This window comes from Oscillibacter acetigenes (assembly GCF_025567605.1).
GTDB lineage: Bacteria > Bacillota > Clostridia > Oscillospirales > Oscillospiraceae > Oscillibacter > Oscillibacter welbionis.
Map to the genome: position 1 here is coordinate 235,053 of NZ_JAOQKG010000006.1, position 19,731 is coordinate 254,783.

At 62.4% G+C, this 19,731-nt stretch carries 21 protein-coding genes; 13 read left to right on the top strand and 8 right to left on the bottom strand.

Annotation, left to right across the window (positions count from 1 at the left end; translation table 11 throughout):
* Positions 1-33 precede the first annotated feature (33 nt).
* Entirely contained in the window at positions 34-693 is a 660-nt protein-coding gene (locus OCV80_RS13450; protein ID WP_119311865.1) for a CatB-related O-acetyltransferase, read from the top strand.
* Positions 694-747: 54 nt separating this feature from the next.
* Here the strand turns inward: OCV80_RS13450 and OCV80_RS13455 are convergent, their stop codons facing one another.
* The 5 genes from OCV80_RS13455 to OCV80_RS13475 all read right to left on the bottom strand — a co-directional run bounded on the left by OCV80_RS13455 (position 748) and on the right by OCV80_RS13475 (position 4,861).
* Positions 748-1,140: a GNAT family N-acetyltransferase gene (locus OCV80_RS13455; protein WP_036631186.1), complete on the bottom strand. Its 393-nt coding sequence runs from the start codon at positions 1,138-1,140 to the stop codon at positions 748-750.
* A gap of 20 nt (positions 1,141-1,160) precedes the next feature.
* Positions 1,161-1,994: a deoxyribonuclease IV gene (locus OCV80_RS13460; RefSeq protein ID WP_021751023.1), complete on the bottom strand. Its 834-nt coding sequence runs from the start codon at positions 1,992-1,994 to the stop codon at positions 1,161-1,163.
* A gap of 198 nt (positions 1,995-2,192) precedes the next feature.
* Positions 2,193-2,354, bottom strand: coding sequence for a hypothetical protein (locus OCV80_RS13465; RefSeq protein WP_156909670.1), 162 nt, complete (start codon positions 2,352-2,354; stop codon positions 2,193-2,195).
* Between the two features lie 243 nt (positions 2,355-2,597).
* On the bottom strand, positions 2,598-3,311 hold the full coding sequence (locus OCV80_RS13470; RefSeq protein ID WP_021751021.1) for a P-II family nitrogen regulator: 714 nt from the start codon (positions 3,309-3,311) through the stop codon (positions 2,598-2,600).
* On the bottom strand, positions 3,308-4,861 hold the full coding sequence (locus tag OCV80_RS13475; RefSeq protein ID WP_119310379.1) for a DUF1538 domain-containing protein: 1,554 nt from the start codon (positions 4,859-4,861) through the stop codon (positions 3,308-3,310). Before OCV80_RS13475 ends, OCV80_RS13470 begins: the two co-directional genes overlap by 4 nt.
* Before the next feature lie 173 nt (positions 4,862-5,034).
* Here OCV80_RS13475 and OCV80_RS13480 point away from each other — a divergent pair, with 173 nt between their 5' ends.
* From OCV80_RS13480 to OCV80_RS13520, 9 genes are all read left to right on the top strand, one after another.
* The gene (locus tag OCV80_RS13480; protein WP_119310380.1) at positions 5,035-5,811 is read left to right on the top strand and encodes a class I SAM-dependent methyltransferase; all 777 of its coding nucleotides are present in this window, start codon (positions 5,035-5,037) and stop codon (positions 5,809-5,811) included.
* A gap of 46 nt (positions 5,812-5,857) precedes the next feature.
* Positions 5,858-6,742 carry a patatin-like phospholipase family protein gene (locus tag OCV80_RS13485; RefSeq protein ID WP_021751017.1) on the top strand — a complete coding sequence of 295 codons (885 nt, stop codon included), beginning with the start codon at positions 5,858-5,860 and terminating at the stop codon, positions 6,740-6,742.
* A gap of 240 nt (positions 6,743-6,982) precedes the next feature.
* Complete coding sequence (locus OCV80_RS13490; RefSeq protein WP_136891336.1) at positions 6,983-8,731, top strand: Na/Pi cotransporter family protein; 1,749 nt, start codon at positions 6,983-6,985, stop codon at positions 8,729-8,731.
* A gap of 119 nt (positions 8,732-8,850) precedes the next feature.
* Positions 8,851-9,462, top strand: coding sequence for a rubrerythrin (gene rbr, locus OCV80_RS13495; protein ID WP_136891337.1), 612 nt, complete (start codon positions 8,851-8,853; stop codon positions 9,460-9,462).
* A 333-nt stretch (positions 9,463-9,795) separates the two neighbouring features.
* On the top strand, positions 9,796-10,719 hold the full coding sequence (locus tag OCV80_RS13500) for a transporter substrate-binding domain-containing protein (protein WP_083491015.1): 924 nt from the start codon (positions 9,796-9,798) through the stop codon (positions 10,717-10,719).
* Positions 10,720-10,813: 94 nt separating this feature from the next.
* Positions 10,814-11,590, top strand: coding sequence for an amino acid ABC transporter permease (locus OCV80_RS13505; RefSeq protein ID WP_021751011.1), 777 nt, complete (start codon positions 10,814-10,816; stop codon positions 11,588-11,590).
* A gap of 1 nt (position 11,591) precedes the next feature.
* A complete protein-coding gene (locus OCV80_RS13510) occupies positions 11,592-12,350 on the top strand; it encodes an amino acid ABC transporter ATP-binding protein (protein ID WP_181446436.1) in 759 nt (252 codons plus the stop codon).
* A 118-nt stretch (positions 12,351-12,468) separates the two neighbouring features.
* Positions 12,469-13,911, top strand: coding sequence for a M20 family metallopeptidase (locus OCV80_RS13515; protein ID WP_136891338.1), 1,443 nt, complete (start codon positions 12,469-12,471; stop codon positions 13,909-13,911).
* Positions 13,912-14,094: 183 nt separating this feature from the next.
* The gene (locus OCV80_RS13520; RefSeq protein WP_136891339.1) at positions 14,095-15,450 is read left to right on the top strand and encodes a uracil-xanthine permease family protein; all 1,356 of its coding nucleotides are present in this window, start codon (positions 14,095-14,097) and stop codon (positions 15,448-15,450) included.
* A gap of 56 nt (positions 15,451-15,506) precedes the next feature.
* On the opposite strand, the gene recR is transcribed toward OCV80_RS13520, so the two are convergent.
* From recR to rpe, 3 genes are all read right to left on the bottom strand, one after another.
* Positions 15,507-16,106, bottom strand: a complete 600-nt coding sequence (gene recR / locus OCV80_RS13525) for a recombination mediator RecR (protein ID WP_119310385.1) — start codon at positions 16,104-16,106, stop codon at positions 15,507-15,509.
* Positions 16,107-16,169: 63 nt separating this feature from the next.
* A complete protein-coding gene (locus OCV80_RS13530; protein ID WP_136891340.1) occupies positions 16,170-17,144 on the bottom strand; it encodes a D-cysteine desulfhydrase family protein in 975 nt (324 codons plus the stop codon).
* An 11-nt stretch (positions 17,145-17,155) separates the two neighbouring features.
* Entirely contained in the window at positions 17,156-17,800 is a 645-nt protein-coding gene (gene rpe, locus OCV80_RS13535; RefSeq protein ID WP_021751005.1) for a ribulose-phosphate 3-epimerase, read from the bottom strand.
* Positions 17,801-18,188: 388 nt separating this feature from the next.
* On the opposite strand from rpe, the gene OCV80_RS13540 reads away from it, so the two are divergent.
* The 3 genes from OCV80_RS13540 to trxA are packed head-to-tail and all read left to right on the top strand — an operon-like array spanning position 18,189 to position 19,665.
* Entirely contained in the window at positions 18,189-18,488 is a 300-nt protein-coding gene (locus tag OCV80_RS13540; RefSeq protein WP_021751004.1) for an ArsR/SmtB family transcription factor, read from the top strand.
* Entirely contained in the window at positions 18,478-19,305 is an 828-nt protein-coding gene (locus OCV80_RS13545) for an NAD(P)/FAD-dependent oxidoreductase (RefSeq protein ID WP_021751003.1), read from the top strand. The genes OCV80_RS13540 and OCV80_RS13545 overlap by 11 nt, the downstream gene beginning before the upstream one ends.
* Positions 19,306-19,347: 42 nt before the next feature.
* Entirely contained in the window at positions 19,348-19,665 is a 318-nt protein-coding gene (gene trxA, locus OCV80_RS13550; protein WP_021751002.1) for a thioredoxin, read from the top strand.
* Positions 19,666-19,731: the final 66 nt, after the last annotated feature.

Genomic DNA, 19,731 nt, shown 5'->3' on the forward strand with positions numbered 1-19,731 from the left:
GGAGGAGACATCATGAATCAGACCATCCGCGGCATGGGGCTTCCGGACCCCGACGCGGTTTTTCCAAACGAATACGGCACATCCTGCTATATCAAAAATGTGGTGACGGCCCCGAACATCCAGATCGGGGATTACACCTACTACGACGATCCGGTGGACCCTGCGGGGTTTGAACAGAACAACGTCCTGTTCAACTATCCGGAGTTCGGGGACCGGCTCATTATCGGCAAGTTCTGCTCCATCGCCGCCGGGACCCAGTTCATCATGGGCCCGGCCAACCACCGGACCAGCAGCGTCAGCACCTACCCCTTCCAGGTGTTCGGCGGGGCATGGGCTGACCAAGCGCCGCCTCACCTGGGCCAGTTGCCCCGAAAGGGGGACATCATGGTGGGCAACGACGTGTGGATCGGCCGGGAGAGCGTGATCCTGCCGGGGGTCCACATCGGCGACGGCGCCATCATTGCGGCCCGCTCCGTAGTGGCGAAGGATGTGCCCGCCTATACCGTGGCGGGCGGCAATCCGGTCCGCGTGCTGAAGCAGCGGTTCCCAGAGGATCTGGTCCAGTTGCTCCTGGCATGGCGGTGGTGGGACCTGCCCCCGGCGGAGTTGGCGGAGGCCGTGCCGCTGCTGTGCGACCCGGATCTGGACGCGGTGCGGACGGACCTGCGCCGTCGCCTGGGAATGGCGGAGTGAGTGGCTGTATGCAAAAAAGTCCCGGCCCTTTTTAGGGCCGGGACTTCTGCTTTTTTATGAAGCGCCGTCTTTCTTGGGCTCGATCAGATAAGACGGCAGGCTCCGCTGGCAGCCGTTTTTCTCATAAAACGCTTCCGCCCCCGGCTGGGCGCCGAAATACAGCAGCGTGGGGGTATGGGCCGCAGCCAGCCGCAGCAGCCGGCTTCCGATGCCCTGCCGCTGATATGCCGGCAACACCAGCAGCTCCGTGATGGTGCCGAAAAAGCAGCCGTCTGTGAGGACTCGCAGGCAGCCCGCCAGCTGGCCGCCGTCCCAGGCAGTGAAGTTCATCGTTTTTGACAGCGCGGCGCGGGTCTGCTCCAGATTGTACGCTCCCGGCCAGACCTGCTGGACAAAGTCGAGGAAGGTCTCTCCGGAAAGGCTCCGGTCGTCCACACGATACTCCATGGCAGCATCCTCCAATCCCGTCACGCCTCCGCCATCTCCCGCATCAGGGCGATCTCCCGGGCATAGCCGGGCAGGTCGTTGGGGGTCTCCAGACAGAAGGGAAGATCCTTCAGCGCCGGGTGGCGGACGATCCGCCCCAGCGCCTCCAGACCGATGGTCCCCTCCCCCAGACAGGCGTGGCGGTCCTTGCGGCTGCCGGGGGGATTCTTGCTGTCGTTCAAATGAATCGCCTTCAGCCGCCGGAGGCCGATGATGCTGTCAAATTCTGTCAGCACGCCGTCCAGGTCGTGGACGATGTCGTATCCTCCGTCGGACACGTGGCAGGTGTCCAGGCAGACGCCCACCTTGCCGGAGAGCTCCACCCGGTCCAGAATGGCCCGCAGCTCCTCAAAACGGCCGCCTACTTCGCTGCCCTTGCCTGCCATGGTCTCCAGCAGAACGGTGGTGGCCTGATCGGGCCGCAGGATGGCGTTGAGTCCGTCGGCAATGAGAGCGATGCCGGTCTCGCTTCCCTGCCCCACATGGCTGCCGGGATGGAAGTTGTAATACTGTCCTGGCACATGCTCCAGCCTAGCCAGGTCGTCCGCCATGGTCTCCCGGGCGAATATCCGGTTCTTCTCCTCCGCGCCGCAGAGGTTCAAAGTATAGGGAGCGTGGGCGACAATGGGGCCAAAGCCGTGCCGGGCCAGCAGGTCCCGCAGGGCTGCAGCGTCCGCCGGGTCCAGGTCCTTGGCCCGGCTGCCCCTGGGATTGCGGGTGAAAAATTGAAAGGTGTTGGCCCCCAGCTCCAGCGCCTGGCGGCCCATGGCCGCAAAGCCCTTGGAGGAGGACAGATGGCAGCCGATATACAGCATGGCCGCGCCTCCTTCTCTCGGTCTGTACTGCTCTGCATCCGCCGGAAGGCGGAAGGAGATTATATTTTATCATACCACATGGACACTGCCTATGCACGGGCAAAAGCAACAAAAAGCGGGGTCTGCCGGCCGAAACCGGTGACCCCGCTGAGACACTGCCGGACGCTGGTAAAGCGGCGGCCCCGTCCGGCGGGGGCCTTATATGTTTCGGGAGAGCGGATCGGCTTCATCGTCTGTGATGAAAAGTTCCTCCGCCTTCTGCTGCGCATCGATCAGCCGGGCCTGGAGCCGGCGCAGGGATTCCTCCGCATCGGTGATGGCGTTGAAGAGCAACAGATATTCCTTGGAGACCTTCTGCATTTGGTATTCATCCTTTCTAAACCGCCACAAGATCTGGGGACTGCCCTTATCATACACAAAGGCCGGGCGAAATTCTGTCTGAATCTGTCGAGATACCCAAGGTTTTGCAAAAAATTCAAAAACCAACACAAAATAGCAGGAATTTCCGAAAAAACGAAAAAAATCCAGGGCCTTTTGCCGGAAAAAATGGAAATGGCAAAAAAAAGCGGTCCGCGTCAGGCGCGGACCGCTCCGGAATTCAAGTCAGGTTTCGGGCTGCTCCAGCTCCCGCAGGCCGGCGATGTCACCCACCGGCAGGGAGAACACCAGGGACTGAGCGGCGCTCTGGATGCCCGCCTTGGCCATGATGGCCTTCATAATGGGCTTCTTCGCCTCGCTCCGGGCCAGGATGAAGACCATCTCCTGCTCCGACGCGATGGACACGCCGAAAAACTTCCGCACCAGGTCTGTGCCGGTGCCCTTGGCGTGGATCACCGTGCCGCCGGTGGCGCCTGCCTCCCGGGCGGCGTCCATCACCAGGTCGGTGGACCCCTGGTTGGCAATGACCACGATCAGATCGTGGGCAATCTCCCGTTCCATAGCAGTTTCTCCCTCCTGTTCATGCAGCAGATATTCCTTGGCGGTGGATCCGCCGATGCTGTTCACCGGCACAGTCATCAAAACGCCCTGGCCGGGCACATCCAGCCACAGGTCACGGGCCGCCTGGCGCACCAGCCGGGGGGACCGGGGGGACACGCAGAACAGCACGGCCTTCTCCGTGGCCTCCAGGCCCAGAAAGTCCAGCACCTCCGTGGTGGCGGTGCCCTGACCCAGAGCTGTCAGCACCAGCGAGATCCCGTGGGTCCGGAACCAGGCGGCGAACTGCTCTGCCCGGCTGCGGTCAGTGATGGTGATGAACAAATCGACGCCCTGCATGGCGGTCTCTCCTCTCTTTACGATGTCGGACGGACTGCTCACAGCTCGATGATCTCCTCGTCCACCGGGGCGGGAGGCGTCTCCTGAGCGGCTCTCTTCATCTTGAGCTGATACAAAAGGCCCAGCATCTGGATGGTCAGCAGCGGCGTCATAGCCACCATAGCCACCACGCCGAAGGCGTCCGTCACCACATTGCCGCCCAAGGCCTCGCAGGCGCCCTGAGCAAAGGGCAGCAGGAAGGTGGCCGTCATAGGCCCGGAGGCCACGCCGCCGGAGTCAAAGGCAATGGCAGTAAAGATCTTGGGGACGAAAAAGGACATGACAATGGCGGCCAGATACCCCGGCACCACCAGCCAGAAAATGGAAATCCCGGTCATCACCCGCATCATGGCCAGACCGATGGAAACCGCCACGCCGATGGAGAGGCTGGTGCTCATGGCCTTGCCGGGAATGGCGCCGGAGGTGATCTCCTCCACCTGCTTGTTCAGAACATGGACCGCAGGCTCCGCCTGGACGATGAACCAGCCCATCAGCATTCCGATGGGAATCAGGATCCAGTTGAAGGACAGGCCGGCGATCTGGCGGCTGAGGTAGCTGGCCGCCGGCATGAAGCCCACGTTGGCGCCCGTAAGAAACAGGACCAAACCCACATAAGTATACAGGATGCCGATGACAATTTTCAATACTTTTTTCTTCTTTAATTTCAGGGAAACCGCCTGAAAAACGGCGAAGAACAGTGCGATGGGGGCCAGACACACCGCCACTTCGCTGAGATACGCCGGAAGTTCCACCTGAAACAGGTGCCACAGAGCCCGGCTGTCTGTCACGGAGGGGATTTCCACCGGGGTGTAGACGCCCGCGCCCGGGTAGATCAGGGCCAGCACCATCACCGCCAGGATGGGGCCGACAGAACAGAGAGCCACCAAGCCGAAGCTGTCCTGGGCGGCATTCTCGTCGCTGCGGATGGAGGCCACGCCCACGCCCAGGGCCATGATAAAGGGCACGGTCATGGGACCCGTGGTGACGCCGCCGGAGTCGAAGGCGATGGCCAGGAAGTCCTCCGGTACAAAGAGGGCCAGCGCAAACACGAGGATGTAGAACACGATCAGCATCCGGTTCAGGGGAATGCGGAACAGGATGCGCAGCATGGCGATCACCAGAAAAACGCCCACGCCCACGGCCACAGCGCCCACCAGCGTGGCGTTGGGCACACCGGGCACCTGCTGGGCCAGCACCTGGAGATCCGGCTCCGACACGGTGACGATGACGCCGATCAGAAAGCCGACAGCCGCCACAACCCAGAGCTTTCTGGAGCGGGTCATGGCGGCGCCCACCCGTTCTCCGATGGGGGTCATGGCGGTGTCAGCGCCCAGGGAAAACAGGCCGATGCCCAGAATCACCATCACCGCGCCGATCAGAAAGGCCAGCAGCGTCTCGGTGGGGATGGGCGCAACAGTAAAGCTGAGGATCAGCACGATCACCGTAATGGGGACCACGGAGGCCAAGGCTTCCCGGAGCTTTTCCCAGAGGATGGTTTTATTCCGCCCCAATCGTTCCTGCCATTGCTCTCGTCTCTTCCACGGCAATCTCATCACCTCTCCAAAATTCATACAATTTATATAGATATGATTATAATAACATAAATAGGCCGCCCACAGTGACGAAAAAGCAGAAATTTACAAAATCTTTATAAGCGGAGCGGTGATTCCCTTTTTTCCCGAACTGTGCTATGCTGTACCATATCACCTTCACAGGAGTGCGCAGGATGAAGAAGAGTCCTTACGACAGAGAGCGGTTTTTTGAAAAATACAGCCAGATGGACCGCTCCCGCCTGGGACTGGCGGGCGCCGGGGAGTGGGAGTCCTTGGAGCCCCTGCTGCCGGACTTCGCCGGGAAGCGGGTGCTGGATCTGGGCTGCGGCTACGGCTGGCACTGCATCTATGCGGCGGAACACGGCGCGGCGGCTGTCACCGGCGTGGACCTGTCGGAGAAAATGCTGGCCGTGGCCCGGGAAAAGACCACGGCTCCGCAGGTGACCTATATCCGGGGGGATATGGCGGAGACCCCATTCCCGCCGGAGAGCTTTGACGTGGTCCTCAGTTCCCTGGCCATCCACTATCTGCCTTCCTTTACAGACTTTTTGGAGCGGGTGCGGCAGTGCCTGTCACCCGGCGGCGACTTTGTCTTCTCTGTGGAGCACCCCATTTTCACTGCTGCCGGTCCCCAGGAGTGGTACTACGGCCCGGACGGCACCCCCCTCCACTTCCCTGTGGACCGGTATTTCGAGGAGGGACGGCGCACCGCCCGCTTTCTGGGGGAGGATGTGACCAAGTACCACCGCACCCTCACCACCTATCTGGACGGCCTGCTTACCGGCGGATTCCAGCTGCTGCGGGTGGTGGAGCCTCAGCCGCCGGCGCGGATGCTGGGCCAGCCGGGAATGCGGGACGAGCTCCGCCGCCCCATGATGCTGCTGGTCTCCGCCCGGAAGCGGACGGCGTGGCCGCACGGAAAACCGGGGCGGCGCGACGGCCCCGGATGAAAAACTGCTGGAAGATCATGAATACACAGAAAGGAAGGACTGCTCCATGAAAACAGGTCTGGTGCTGGAGGGCGGCGCGCTGCGGACGATCTTCTCCTCCGGCGTGTGCGACGCTTTTTTGAACGAGAAACTGCCCATGCCGGACTACACCATCGGCGTCTCGGCCGGGATTGCCTACGGCGTCAGCTACCTCTCCCGGCAGAAGCGGCGGAATCTCCAGCTGCTGATGCACTACGCCAATGACCGGCGGTACATGGGCTGGGGGAATTTCTTTGATCCCCGGAATCGCAGCTACTTCGGGCTGAAGTTCGCCTACGACACCATCCCCAACGAGCTGGTGCCCTTTGATTACGACACCTTCGAGGCGTATCCCGGTCAGGTGGAGGCGGTGGTCACCAACCTGCAGACCGGCCGGGCCGAGTACCGGGAGGTCCCCCGGCGGGACGCCAGCTTCCTCCTGCTCCAGGCCACATGCGCCATGCCCGTGCTGTTCCAGCCCATCCGGCTGGATGACGGCGCCCCCTATCTGGACGGGGGCTGCTCCGACGCCATTCCCTGGAAGCGGGCGCTGGCGGTGGGCTGCGACCGGGTGGTGGTTGTCCTGACCCGGGAGCGGAGCTATCGGAAGGAGCCGGAGCAGCTGATGCCCCTGTTCCGGCGGGTGTACCGCAAATACCCCGTCTTTCTGGAAGGACTGCGGACCCGGGCGGAGCGCTATAACCAATGCCGGGAGGAGCTGTTTGCTCTGGAGCAGGAGGGCCGGGTGTTGGTGATCGCGCCGGCGAACACCCGGGGCTTCTCCCGCACGGAGCGGGACCGGCAGAAGATCCTGGCCCTGTGGCAGGACGGCTTCTTCGCCGGCCGCCGGGCTGCGGAGGCGGTGCGGGACTTCTGGACGCGGGAGACACCTTCCGCTGGGACACCGGAATAGCAGCAGACCGCCGCCCATCTTTCAGTGGGCGGCGGTTTCCTCTTGGCGGAAGTGGTTTTGCACAAGAAATCCGTACTGCTTTTTGCGTTTTACCATATTTTTACGCAAATTTTACAAAATCTTAGAAATCCTCTTTCCAGCGTGCCGCTTTGCATATATAATGTTGGAGCGCAGTATACATGACAGAATCGGACCGGCCGTGCCAGACGGTCTGGAATACTGGGAAAGGAAAGCGCAGTTATGGACATTTTCTCCGTCTTTACCCTCTGCGGCGGCCTGGCGTTCTTCTTGTACGGCATGACCGTCATGTCCAAGAGCCTGGAAAAGATGGCCGGCGGCAAGCTGGAGCGGATGCTCAAGCGCATGACCTCCAGCCCCTTCAAGAGCTTGCTGCTGGGGGCGGGCATCACCATCGCCATCCAGTCCTCCTCCGCCATGACGGTGATGCTGGTGGGCCTGGTGAACTCCGGCGTCATGGAGTTGAGACAGACCATCGGCATCATCATGGGCTCCAACATCGGCACCACCCTGACGGCGTGGATTCTGTCTCTCACCGGCATCGAGAGTGAGAACGTCTTTGTGAACCTGCTGAAGCCGGAGAACTTCTCTCCCCTGATCGCTCTGGCGGGTATCCTGCTGATCATGGGCTCCAAGCGCCAGCGGCGCCGGGACGTGGGGCGCATCATGATGGGCTTTGCCATTTTGATGTACGGCATGGAGCTGATGAGCGGCGCCGTCAGCCCTCTGGCGGAGATGCCCCAGTTTGCCGGGCTGCTCACCGCCTTTGAAAATCCCCTGCTGGGTGTGTTGGTGGGCGCGGTGTTCACCGGGATTATCCAGTCATCCGCTGCCTCTGTCGCCATTCTGCAGGCCCTGGCCATGACCGGCTCCATCACCTACGGCATGGCCATCCCCATCATTATGGGGCAGAACATCGGCACCTGCGTCACCGCCCTCATCAGCTCCATCGGCGTCAACCGCAACGCCAAGCGAGTGGCGGTGGTCCACATCTCCTTCAACGTCATCGGCACCGCCGTGTGCCTGATCCTCTTCTACGGCGGCGACATGATCCTCCACTTCACCTTCCTGAATCAGGCCGTGGGGGCCGTGGGCATCGCCTTCTGCCACACCGCCTTTAACGTGTTCACCACGATCCTACTCCTGCCCTTCTCCCGCCAGCTGGAAAAGCTGGCGCGGAGACTGGTGCGGACCGAGGACACCCGCGAGAGCTTCGCCTTCCTGGATCCCCTGCTGCTGCGGACCCCCGGCGCGGCAGTCAGCGAAAGCGTCGCCATGGCAGGCCGCATGGGACAAGCCGCCCGGGAGAACATCTGCCTGGCGACGGACCAGCTCTCCCAGTACAGCCGGGAGCGGGAGACCCAGATCCTGCAGAACGAGGACAAGCTGGACATTTACGAGGACCGGCTCAGCAGCTACCTGGTGGAGATCTCCCAGCACGGGCTGTCCATGCAGGATATGCGCACGGTTTCCCGCTTGCTCCACGCCATCGGGGACTTCGAGCGGATCGGCGACCATGCCGTGAACATCCAGGAGTCCGCCCAGGAGCTCCACGACAAGGAGCTCCGGTTCTCTGACAGCGCCCGGGAAGAGCTGCAGGTGCTGCTCTCCGCGCTGGATGACATCCTGGACCTGACCATCCGCAGCTTCCAGGCAGCGGACATGGAGACCGCCCGCCGGGTGGAACCCCTGGAGGAGACCATCGACCAGCTGATTGAGGAGATCCGAAGCCGCCATATCCAGCGGCTCCAGGCGGGCCAGTGCACCATCCAGCTGGGCTTTGTGCTCAGCGACCTGCTGACCAACATCGAGCGGGCGTCCGATCACTGCTCCAACATCGCCGTCAGCGTCATTGAGGAGTGCTCCGGCGGCCCCGGCCGCCACGCCTATCTGCAGGAGGTGAAGGCCGGCGGCGCCTTCGGCGAGGACCTGCGGCGCGACCGGAAGAAATACCATCTCCCCGAGGCATGACGGAAAGCGGACAGGCTCTGTGTCTACCAGACGCAGGGCCTGTTTTTTATCATTCAGGTATAGCCGTCCCCTGTCGGAGGGAAAATACCCCTATCTCACCGAAAACAGGAGGAATCCGTATGTCTGTGGATCTGAAGAACAGCGAGACCCTGAAAAACCTCATGCGGGCCTTTGCGGGCGAAAGCCAGGCCCGGAACCGCTACACCTTTGCCGCCTCCGTCTGCCGCCAGCAGAAGCTGCATGTGGTGGAGGCGGTGTTCCGCTTCACTGCGGACCAGGAGAAGGAGCACGCGGAGATTTTTTACAACCACATGAAAGAGCTGGCGGGCCAGACCGTGGCCATCGACGGCACCTATCCCGTGGACCTGACGAACGATGTGAAGGAGCTGCTCCGCAAGGCGCAGCACAACGAGTATGAGGAGCACGACCCGGTATACAAGACCTTCGGCGACGTGGCCCAGCAGGAGGGCTTTTCCGCTGTGGCGGCTTCCTTCCACAAGATCGCAGAGATCGAGCAGGCCCATGGCAACCGCTTCGGCAGGCTGGCGGATCTGCTGGAACAGGGAAAGCTGTTTGTCTCCGATGTCCAGTGCGCCTGGATGTGCCTGAACTGCGGTTATATCTTTGAGGGGGCGGCAGCCCCCAAGGTCTGCCCTGTGTGCCAGCACGACCAGGGCTTTTTCGTGCGGCTGGAGATGGCACCCTTCGGGGACGCGGTGCTGAAAAAGTGAATCAGGCTCCCAAGGCGGGGAGGCCGGAAAAGCGGCCTCCCCGCCCTCTTGCAGTCGGATCTGAATATTCACTCTTTTATTCATCTGCAATATACATCGATGCTGGAAATATTCACAAATTTTCGGCTGTTTTTCCGGGATTGAACCGGATAAAATAGAGCACTCCACCAACAGGGGCAAATAAATATTCATTTTTGCACGAAAATCTATTGACAAGAGGGAGGGAACGTGATAAGGTAAGGCATGTTCCGGCGGGAGGTGCTTCCTCCCTTGGAAATTCAGAGAAAACCGCCCCGCGACCGCGGGAGCATGAAAAAGGGAGATTGCGATACCATGAAGAAGTTTCTTGCATTGATTCTGACGCTGGCCATGGCGCTGTCCGTCACGGCCTGCGGCGGCAGCGACGACACTGCGGATGACACCGCCGACGGCGAGGGCTCCGGCACGGAGGAGACTGCGGATTACGCCTCCATGACTGACGACGAGCTGAAGGCCGCCATCACCACTGTGGAGGGCGGGAAGCTCACCGTCGCCACCAGCCCGGACTTCGCCCCCTATGAGTTCTACGCCATTGATGAGAACGGCGATCCCCAGCTGGCTGGCTTTGATATGGACCTGGCCCAGTATATCGCCGACTACCTGGGCCTGTCCCTGGAGATCGTTCCCATGGACTTTGACGGCACCATCATGGAGCTGCAGAACGGCAATGTGGACTTGGGCATGGCCGGGTACTCCCCCGATCCCAAGCGTGCCGACAGCATGGACTTCTCTGACATTTACATCACCGGCGGCCAGTCTTTCGTGTGCGTGGAGTCCAACAAAGACCTGTTCACCTCTTTGGAGGATGCCAACAATGCCGACTATCAGATCGGCGCTCAGGTGGGTTCTATCCAGGCGGATCTGGCGCATGAGAACACCCCGGACGCTGATATCATCGAGCTCGCTAAGGTGCCCGATATCATCGCCGAGCTGGTGACCGGCAAGCTGGACGGCGCCTTTATCGAGACCATGGTGGCCGAGAGCTATGCCACCCAGTATCCCGAGCTGTGTCTGGTGCTGGAGGTCCCCTATGACGCCGAAGGCTCTGTGGTGGGCGTCACCAAGGGCAACGCCGCCCTGCTGGAGGGTGTGAACCGTGCCATCGCCGCCGCCAAGGAGGATGGCTCCTTCGATCAGTATGTGCTTACGGCCAACGAGCTGGCTTCTGGCGACATCATCGAGGGCCTGGTGGACGAAAACGGCGAGGCCGTTCAGTAAGCTTGTAAAACTTTCAATTCCTCCCTGCGGCTGCGCAGGGAGGAATTGGCCGCTTTCTCATATATTTTGGTAAAGATAGAAGGAGGAACCGCCCGTGTTTACAGCCGCCGGTTTCGAAAGAACTTGGGAGTACATAGACCTTTTCAAAGAGGGCCTGATTTGTACCGTCTCCCTCTCCCTGCTGACCGTGATTTTCGGTTTTGTCCTGGCACTGCTCCTGGCCATCATGCGGCTGTCCAATGTGCGGCCGTTTCGCTTTCTGGGTCTGACCAAGGACGGCCATCTCCGGGAACAGGGCGTGCTGATGGTCCTCAGCAGATTTAACCCCCTCAGCTTCATCGCCACGGTTTACGTGGAAGTCTTCCGTGCCACCCCTATGCTAGTTCAGCTTTTCATGATCTATTATGTGGTGTTCGGAGATATTGATCTGCCCTCTTTCAAGATCTTTGGAACCATTCGCTTTGAACGGTTCCTCCCGGGCGTGATTGCCCTGTCCCTGAACTCCGGGGCCTATCTTTCCGAGATCATCCGCTCCGGTATCCAGTCCATCGACGGCGGTCAGACGGAGGCGGCACGGTCCCTGGGACTCAGCCAGGTGCAGAACATGCGATTCGTGATTCTGCCGCAGGCTATCAAGAATATCCTGCCTGCCATCGCCAACGAGTTCGTCACCATTATCAAGGAGTCTTCTATCTGCTATACCATCGGCGTTCAGGAGATCATGTACGCGGTTTCCTCCATCAAAGGTGCGACCTACCGCATTGCGGAACCGCTTGTGGTGGCCGCCTGTGTCTACTTCTGCCTGACGTTCCCCACCAGCAAGATCATCGCTTACTTCGAAAGGAGAATGAGCCGTGGCGACCGGAGATAAGCTGATCCAAGTCAAGGACCTGAAGAAATACTACAACCGGGGCGCCATCAAGGCCCTGGACGGCGTCACGGTGGACATTGACCGGGGCGACGTGATGGTGGTCATCGGCCCCTCTGGGTCCGGCAAGTCCACGTTCCTCCGCAGCCTGAACCTGCTGGAGGAGCCCACCGGCGGCTCCATCATCTTCAATGGGGTGGATATCACAAAAAAGAAGATAAAAAATGCGGAGGGCAAAACGGTAAAGGTGGACATCGACCAGCACCGCCAGAAGATGGGCATGGTGTTCCAGCACTTCAACCTGTTCCCTCACATGACCATCATGGACAACATGACTCTAGCCCCCATCCAGGTGAAGCACATGGACCGGGGCGAGGCGGAGAAAAAGGCCCTGGCCCTGTTGGACCGAGTAGGCCTGCAGGACCGTGCCCGCGCCTATCCCATCCAGCTCTCCGGCGGCCAGAAGCAGCGGATTGCCATTGTCCGGGCATTGATGATGGAGCCGGAGGTTATGCTCTTTGACGAGCCCACCTCCGCCCTGGACCCGGAGATGGTGGGCGAGGTGCTGGAGGTCATGAAGGAGCTGGCCCAGGAGGGCATGACTATGGTGGTGGTCACCCACGAGATGGGCTTTGCCCGGGAGGTGGGCAGCCGGGTCCTCTTCATGGCAGACGGCAAGCTGCTGGAGGAGGGCTCCCCCGCCGACATTTTCGGAAATCCCCAGCACCCCCGGCTCCAGGACTTCCTCAGCAAGGTACTGTAAGGCAGCCTGAGCCCAGTGCCGCCCGCTGGGCGGCGGGACCGGGCAACTGCGGGGCGCGCACATCTGTGCGCGCCCTTTTTAACGGGCCGGGGCATCCGGCGCAGAAAGGAGCATCCCCATGACAGCAGAAAAGCAGGCGGCCGTCGCCGCCATCGAAAAAAAAGCAGATCTGGTAGCCCAGGTGGCAGATGAGATCTGGTCCTTTGCGGAGTTGTCTCTCCAGGAGGAGCAGTCTGCCGACCTGTACTGCCGAGTGCTGGAGCAGGAGGGCTTCAAGGTGGAGCGGGGCATCTGCAACATCCCCACCGCCTTCTCCGCCTTCTACGGCAGCGGGCGGCCCATCATCGGCCTGCTGGCGGAATATGACGCGCTCTCCGGCCTTTCCCAGAAGGGCGGCAGCCTGACGCGGGAGGAGCTGGTCTCCGGCGGCTGCGGCCACGGGTGCGGGCATAACCTGCTGGGCGCCGGGGCCATGGCCGCCGCTCTGGGAGTGAAGGCGTATCTCGAGGCCGCCAAGATCCCCGGCACCGTGGTACTGTATGGCTGCCCCGGCGAGGAGGGCGGCGCCGCCAAGGCATTTATGGCCCGGGATGGGCTATGGTACGGTCTGGATGCGGCCCTCACCTGGCACCCGGACGACGCCAACGAGGTGCTTACCGGCTCCTCCAACTCCTGCATCCAAACCCAGTACCACTTCACCGGCGTGGCGGCCCATGCCGCCGGAGACCCGGACCGTGGCCGCAGCGCCCTGGACGCGGTGGAGCTGATGAACGTGGGCGTCCAGTTCCTGCGGGAGCACATGAGTGACAAGGCTCGGGTCCACTACGCCATCACCGATGCCGGCGGCCGGAGTCCCAACGTGGTCCAGCCCAGGGCCAGCGTGCTGTACATGGTCCGGTCCAATCATGTGGCGGAGGCCGTGGAGCTGCAGGCCCGGGTGGACAAGATCGCCCAGGGCGCAGCTCTGATGACTGAGACTACGGTGGAGAAGAAATTCATCGACGGCCTGGCGGACACCGTCACGAACCACGCCCTGGAGCGGGTCCTCTACCGAAATTTTGAGGCCCTGGGGGTCCCCAGTTACACGCCGGAGGAGCTGGCCTTTGCCGACAGCCTGGCCGGGACCTATTCCGGCAGTGACCGGGCGCCGGGCGTGGGCAGCCAGTATGATCTGGACTACGCAGCGGATGCCCAGGCCAGGCGGGCCCAGGCTGGCCACGCCATGAACCGCTTTCTGCTGCCCCTGTACCAAGGGGACGCCTTCCAGCCCGGCTCCACGGATGTGGGCGACGTCAGCTGGCAGTGCCCTACTGCACAGATCCACGTGGCCGCCTGGCCCAACGGCTGCCCCGGCCATAGCTGGCAGAATGTCTCCTGCGGCCGGACAGACATCGGCCACAAGGCGGCCCTCCATGCCGGCAAGGTCCTGGCGGCGGCCGCCATTGACCTGCTGACGGACCCGGCCCTGCTGGAGGAGGCAAAGACGGAGTTTCAGCGCCGGACGGCGGCAGGCTACACCTGCCCTATCCCCGCGGACGCGGTACCCACCATCGCAGACTGATTAAAAGGGCGCCCCGGTCAAAGCCGGGGCGCCCTTTTGTCGAAACAACCAATTATTTTTTCAGGTTACCAAAAATTTTGTTTGCTTTTGGGGAAATCCATGGTATCATAAGAGCAGAAGCCTCAAGCCCCGACTTCCGCACCACAGAACGCGCGGAGTTTCCGCCCGAAAGGAGTCCTGCCCATGGAGTCTCGCTTTGACCGCCGGGAGCTGCTGTTTCAGCCCCGGGGAATTCCGCCCCTCGGCACCTCGCTCTCCCTGGCCCTGCAGCATCTGGTGGCCATGATCGTGGGGTGTGTCACCCCGCCTATCATCATCGCCGGAGCCATCGGCCTCAGCCAGGAGGAGCAGGTGCTGCTGATCCAGGCATCCCTGGTGATGTCCGCCGTGTGCACATTCCTCCAGCTGTATCCCATCGGCGGGCGGTTCGGCTCTGGCCTGCCGGTGATCCTGGGTGTCAGCTTTGCCTATGTTCCCAGTATGCAGGCCATCGCCGCCTCCGGCGGCGGAGTGGCGGCCATTGCCGGCGCCATGATCGTGGGCGGCATCGTGGCTGTGCTGGTGGGCGTGTTCGTCAAGAAGATCCGCCGGCTGTTCCCGCCGGTCATTACCGGCACGGTGGTGTTCACCATTGGCCTCTCCCTCTACCCTACCGCCATCAACTACATGGCCGGCGGCACCGGCAACACCTATGAATCCGTGGTGGCGCAACAGGGGCTGACGGAGGCGCTGGTATATGGCTCCTGGCAGAACTGGCTGATCGCGGCCCTGACGCTGACTGTCGTGCTGGTGCTGAACCACAAGGCCAAGGGCATCTGCAAGCTGGCTTCTATCCTGATCGGGATGCTGTTCGGCTATGCGGTGGCGCTCTGCTTCGGCATGGTCAGCTTTGCCGACGTGGGAAATGCTGCCTGGTTCGCCCTGCCGGAGCCCCTACACTTCGGTCTGAAGTTCGATCCAGCCTCCTGTGTGGCCATCGGGCTGTTGTTTGCCATCAACTCCATCCAGGCCATCGGCGACTTCACCGCCACCACCGTGGGCGGCCTGGACCGGGATCCCACGGACCAGGAGCTCCAGGGCGGTATCATCGCCTATGGCACCAGCAATATCCTGACGGCGCTGATGGGCGGCCTGCCCACGGCTACCTACTCCCAAAATGTGGGCATCGTCACCACCAACAAGGTGGTGAACCGGACGGTGTTCGCCATTGCCGGGGGATTCCTGCTGCTGGCGGGCATCTCCCCCAAATTTGCGGCGCTGCTGACCACCATTCCCCAGTGCGTGCTGGGGGGCGCCACAGTGACGGTGTTTTCCACCATTGCCATGACGGGCATGAAGCTCATCGCCTCCCAGGACCTGACGGCCCGGAACACCACCATTGTGGGTCTCTCTGCTGCTCTGGGCGTGGGGATTTCCCAGGCCTCCGAGGCCCTCAGCCAGTTCCCGGAGGCGTTCACCATGGTGTTCGGACAGTCTCCCGTGGTGATCGCAACTATCATGGCGGTGCTGCTGAACCTGATTTTGCCCAAGGAGAAATGAAAAAACGAACGCCGGATGGGTTTCCATCCGGCGTTTTTATTTAGGGGGCGGGGCGCTCAGATCTCCCGGCGGCCCTCTAGGGCCCGCATCAGCGTGGCGTCGTCGGCGAACTCCAGATGTCCGCCCACGGGAATGCCGTAGGCCAGGCGGGTCACCCGCACGTCAAAGGGCTTTAAGAGCCTGGCGATATACATGGCTGTGGCCTCCCCCTCCGTATCCGGATTGGTGGCCATGATGACTTCCTTCACCTCGCCGCTGGCCACCCGCTCCACCAGGGATTTGATGGCCAGGTCGTCCGGCCCCACGTGGTTCATGGGAGAGATGACGCCGTGGAGCACGTGATACCGGCCGTTGTACTCCCTGGCCCGCTCTATGGCGGCCACGTCCCGGGGATCCGCCACCACGCAGATAACGGAGCCATCCCGCTTGGGGGAGGCGCAGATGGGACACAGCCCCCCGGCGGTGAAGTTTTGGCACACCGGGCAGCAGGTGACGCTTTTCTTGGCGTCCAGGATGGCGTCGGCGAACTCCTTGGCCTCCGCCTCCGGCAGGCCCAGCACGTAAAAGGCCAGCCGCTGGGCAGACTTGCCGCCGATGCCCGGCAGGCGGGCAAACTGCTCCACCAGTTTTTCAAGAGGTGCGGGGAAATATTCCATGGTCTGATGCTCCTTCAAAGGGTTCGTATCCGGTCTCCGGCCGGGTATGGGAAAAAGAGGCGATCACCGGGGCAGATCGATGGCGAACAGGGCCGCCGTGCCGCCGGTGTGGACAAACAGCAGGTCGTCCTGCCCGTCAAAAGCTCCCTGGCGCAGCAGCTGCATCATGCCGGCAAAGGCCTTCCCGGTGTAGACCGGATCCAGCAGGATGCCCTCCGTCCGGGCCAGCTCCTCGATATAGGGGGTATCCTCCGGATTCGGCAGGGCATAGCCGGGGCCCATGTGCTCCACCATCTGAAATGCATTCTCTTCCGGCTGGAAGGGGCACTCCAGCAGTGCTGCGGCCTCCCCTGCCAGGCGGGGGACGATCTTGTCGAAGGGGCCGCTGTCCACGGCGATGCCGGTGACCTTCACACCGGGCAGAAACAGCCCGGCTCCCAGCAGCAGCCCAGCGGCCGTGCCGCCGGAGCCGGTGGCGGAGACGATGTGTCCCAGCCGCACGCCCGCAGCCATAGCCTGGACGGCGATCTCCCGGGCGCCGCTCACGTAGCCCACGGCGCCGAGGGCCGTGGAGGCGCCCACGGGAATATAGCAGCACTTGTGCCCCGCCTGCTCCAGCGTGCCGCCGATCCGGTGCATCTCTGCATAGATCTCGTCATAGGAATCCATGTCCAGCAGACGCACCTCGGCGCCGAAGAGCTCGTCCAGCACCAGATTGCCCCGGTGCTCCGTGACGCCCCGGCGCTTCAGCAGCAGGATGCACTTCATCCCGAGCCGCGCGGCGCAGGCGGCGGTGAGGGCCGCGTGGTTGGACTGGGCGCCGCCGGTGGTGAATACCGTGTCGCACCCCTGGTCCAGGGCCTCCGCCAGAACGAATTCCAGCTTGCGGACCTTGCTGCCGCCCAGGGCCACGCCGCACAGGTCATCCCGCTTGATCCAAATGCCCCGGCCGTACTGCTCGCTCAGCCGGTCCAGCCGGTAAAACGGGGTGGGAAACACGCCCAGCCGGACCCTGGGCAGATCGTGCAGATTCCGCATGGCGCGCGCCCTCAGCCCCGCAGCTCCGCGATGCGGGCGGGGATATCGTCAGCCTTGTAGACGGCGCTGCCGGCCACCAGCACATTGGCGCCGGCGGCGATGCAGGTCTTGCAGGTGACGGGATCCACGCCGCCGTCCACCTCCAGCTCGCAGCCGGGGTTCTTCTCATCGATCCAGCGGCGGATGGCGGAGACCTTGGGCATCATATCCGCCATGAACTTCTGGCCGCCGAAGCCCGGCTCCACCGTCATCACCAGCACCAGTTCCACCTCATTCAGGAAGGGTAGGACCGTCTCCGCAGGCGTTTTCGGCTTCAGCACCACACCGGCCCGCTTGCCCTTGGCGTGGATCCTGGCAATGGCGTCGTGGAGCTTTTCCTCCGTGTCGGACTCCACATGGACCGTCACCAGGTCGGCGCCGGCGTCGCAGAACTGCTCCACATACCGGCCCGGCTCCACGATCATCAGGTGAACATCCAGGGGCAGCGCCGTGGTGGGGCGGATGGATTTCACCACCGGGATACCGATGGTAATGTTGGGGACGAACATGCCGTCCATCACATCCACATGGACGTAATCGGCGGTGGAGATGCGCTGGATATCCCGCTCCAGATTGGCAAAATCCGCGGAGAGGATGGACGGTGCGATTTTTATCATGGAAAGCCCCTCTTTTCTTTCATTCCGGCGGCAGACCGGACGGAATCGGGCTGCCGGGCCCTGTGGCGCGGGAAGAACCCGGCGCATAGGATACCCCGAGCGGCAGGCCGCCCCCCAGTCTGCACTTCCGCGCAGCGTCCGCCCCTGGGCGGGGCGCCGCCGCTTTTTTGAATAGGGAGCCGGTGGAGCGTACGCTCTGCCGGCTCTCAGCTTGCGTATATACCGTATTCAGTGTAGCAGACTTCCGGTGCAAAAGCAACGGTCTCTTGCCCGGACGAGCCGGGAGGCCGGCCCTGCAAAAAATTCCAAAAGTGTTGCATAAACCACTTCTAAAATGAGAATATTCTGATAATCTAATACCAGAATCCAAGAGAGAGGCGGTGGAATCGTGGAAGAGCAGATCGACTATGAGGAGCGGGCATCGCTGCTGAAGGCCCTGTCCAACCCCATCCGGCTGCAGATCGTCCACGGCCTGCTGATTTCCGGGTGCCACAATGTGGGCTGCATGGAGGCGTCCACCGGCATGTCCCAGTCCTGCATCTCCCAGCATCTGCAGAAGCTGCGGGCGGCCAATGTGGTGACGGCGGAACGGTCCGGAAATGAGGTATACTATCAGGTGGCGTCCCGGGAGGTGGCCTCCCTGGTGGCCGACCTGCTGGGAGAGGAGGCGGACTCCTATGTCCTATGATGTGCTGGTGATCGGCGGCGGCCCCGCGGGGCTGTCCGCGTCCATCAACGTCCGGGCACGGGGGCGCAGCGCCCTGGTGGTCTCTAATCCCCTGGAGGAAAATCCTCTCTGGCGGGCGGAGAAGGTGGACAACTACCTGGGCCTGCCCGGCCTGTCCGGCGCGGAGATGCTGGCCGCCATGCGCCGGCACGCGGAGCAGGCGGGGGTGGAGTTTCTGGCGGGCAAGGTGCTGAACGCCGTGCAGATGCCGGACGCCTGGTATGTCAGCGTGGGGCCGGATATGTACAACGCCAGGGCTGTGGTGCTGGCGGCGGGCGTGGCCCGCGGGAAGAAGTTTGCCGGCGAGGCGGAGCTTCTGGGCCGGGGCGTCAGCTACTGCGCCACCTGCGACGGGATGCTCTACCGGGGCAAGCCGGTGGCGGTGGTGGGATACACCGACACCGCCCGGCAGGAGGCGGAGTTTCTCCAGAAAATCGGCTGCTCCGTGACCTATTTCGACCGCCCCAAGCAGTGCGAGATCCGGGGCGACGGCCGGGTGGAGTCCGTCACCTGCGACGGCCGGACCATTCCGGCGGAGGGCGTGTTCATCCTGCGGCCCACCATGGCCCCCACGGAGCTGTTCCCGGGGCTGGCGGTGGAACAGGGCTATGTGACGGTGGACCGGCGTATGGCCACCAACCTCCCCGGCCTGTTTGCCGCGGGAGACTGCACCGGCGGTCCCCTTCAGGTCTCCAAGGCCGCGGGAGATGGGCTGATCGCCGGGCAGAGTGCGGCGGCCTGGGCGGCGGCTCAGGAGCGCCGGGAAAAACAGAGCTGAACGTACAACATCAAATTTGAGTGTATAAAGGAGACATGACGTATGGGAATCAAGCATTTCAAGACTGCGGAATTTGACGCCGCCGTGGCGGCGGCCCCCTTGGCGATGGTGGACTTCTGGGCCGACTGGTGCGGCCCCTGTAAGATGCTCTCTCCGGTGATCGAGTCCCTGGCAGACCAGTACGAGGGTAAGGTCCTGGTGGGCAAGGTGAACGTGGATGAGGAGCCGGATCTGGCCCGGCGGTTCGGAGTCATGAGCATCCCCACGGTGGTGTTCCTGAAGAACGGCCAGGAATTTGACCGGAAGGTGGGCGTGATGCCGCCCCAGGCGTTTAGCGGCGTGCTGGACACCAACCTGTGAGCTGCCCCGGGCGGTGCGCACAGTCCAAAGGCGGGAAATCCGTTAAAGCAGGCCGGGCCTCTTGAG